This window comes from Micromonospora sp. NPDC023633 (assembly GCF_040640035.1).
GTDB lineage: Bacteria > Actinomycetota > Actinomycetes > Mycobacteriales > Micromonosporaceae > Micromonospora.
Genome location: NZ_JBFABB010000274.1, coordinates 1 through 1,746 on the forward strand (window position 1 = coordinate 1; position 1,746 = coordinate 1,746).

Annotated in this window: 2 protein-coding genes; both read left to right on the top strand. The window is 68.3% G+C overall.

Features of this window, described 5'->3' with window-relative positions:
* On the top strand, positions 1 to 1,392 hold a 1,392-nt coding region (locus AB0G13_RS34645; protein ID WP_357883907.1), incomplete at its 5' end, for an integrase core domain-containing protein.
* Positions 1,393 to 1,403: 11 nt separating this feature from the next.
* Entirely contained in the window at positions 1,404 to 1,724 is a 321-nt protein-coding gene (locus tag AB0G13_RS34650) for a hypothetical protein (RefSeq protein ID WP_357883910.1), read from the top strand.
* The last annotated feature ends 22 nt before the right edge of the window (positions 1,725 to 1,746 follow it).

The window sequence follows — 1,746 nt, forward strand, 5'->3', positions numbered from 1 at the left end:
CGTAAGGACTATGTGCGCTGGCAGCGGGCTCGGCCGATGGAGTTGTGGCAGATGGACATCGTCGGCGGGATCATGCTCGCCGACGGCACCGAGGCCAAGGTCGTCACCGGCGTTGATGACCACTCCCGGTTCTGCGTCATCGCCCAGGTCGTGCGCCGTGCCACCGGCCGGGCGGTCTGTCTGGCCTTCGCCGACGCACTGCAGCGGTTCGGGGTGCCCGAGGAAGTCCTCACCGACAACGGCAAGCAGTTCACTGACCGATTCGGCAAGGGCGGGGAGGTGATGTTCGACCGGATCTGCAGAGAGAACGGCATCATCCACCGGCTGACCCAACCGGCGTCGCCGACCACGACCGGGAAGGTGGAACGGTTCCACCAGACCCTGCGCCGCGAACTCCTCGACGAGGTGCCGATCTGGCCCGACCTGGAAACCGTTCAAGCCGCCGTGGACGCCTTCCGGCGCGAATACAACACCGACCGGCCGCACCAGTCCCTGGACATGGCCTTCCCCGCCGACCGGTTCACCCCCGTCCCGGAGCAGGTGATGCCCGTGAAGCTGCCTGCCAGGCTCACTCAGCCCGTCGACCAGGCCCTGGTCTCACCGCCGATCCCGACGCCGATGCCGGTGGTGCCAGGGGCGGTGGAGTTCGACAGGGTGGTGCCACCATCAGGAAACCTGCAGGTCGCGGGAAAGCAGTTCTGGCTCGGCCCAGCCCGCTCCGGCGTGACGGTGACGTTCTGGGCCGACACCGACGTCATTCACCTGCTCATCGCCGGCGCCCGGATCAAGTCCGTGCGTTCACACCTGTCCGCAGCCGACCTCGCCGGCCTGCTCAGGCAGGGCGGGCGACCAGCTGGCGAACCACCTCTGCCGCAGGCCCCACCCGGTGAGGCGGTCGAGGTCGACCGGACCATCAGCCGCGGCGGCCACGTGTCCCTGGGCCAGCACATCATCCTGGCCGCCGAAATCCTCGGCGGGCAACGCGTCGGCGTCCGCATCGACGACAAGACCCTGAGCTTCTTCGACCTGGACACGCGGCAACTGCTGCGCACCCGACCCAACCCGCTGACCCCCGCCGAGGTGGCCCGGCTGCGCAGTGCCCGACCCGCCGGACCACCCCCACAACCCGCAACCGGGCCCGTGCAGGTCCAGCGCCGAGCCTCGAACAGCGGCGTCATCATGGTCGTCGGACAGAAAGTCGCCCTCGGCCGTGTCCACGCCGGCAAGACCGTCACCGTCAACGTCACCGACACCGAACTGGCCATCGCCTGCGACGACGGCATCCGCACCGTCCGACGCACCACCGACCAGCCGGTGCGCAACATCAAGGTCAGTCGACCTCGTAAGGCCGCCGTCACCGGCACTGCCGGCGGCGTTGGCATCAACCAATGAAGGAGCACTGCATGAGCGCACCTGAACATGCCGTCATCGTCCGATACCCCCTGACGGGCAGTGGCTTCGGCGAGGAACAGGAACGACAGGCCGTCTACGACCTCGCGAAACACCTCACAGAAGCCGTCGAGGCCGCCGACGTCGGTGATTTCGACGGCCACGAGTTCGGCGGCGGCGAAGCCGTCCTCTACGCCTACGGCCCGGACGCCACCCGACTCTTCACCGCGATGGAGCCGCAGCTGCGAGCCTTCCCGGCCAAGCCAGCGCACGCCACCCTCCGCTTCGGCGAGCCAGATGACCCGACCGCCGTCGAACAGCACATTGATCTCTGAACGCCCGCCCTCATCAGGACAA

Coding starts and splice junctions, on each gene's coding strand:
- AB0G13_RS34650 (WP_357883910.1), top strand. CDS start 1,404: ATGAGCGCACCTGAACATGCCGTCATCGTCCGATACCCCCTGACGGGC.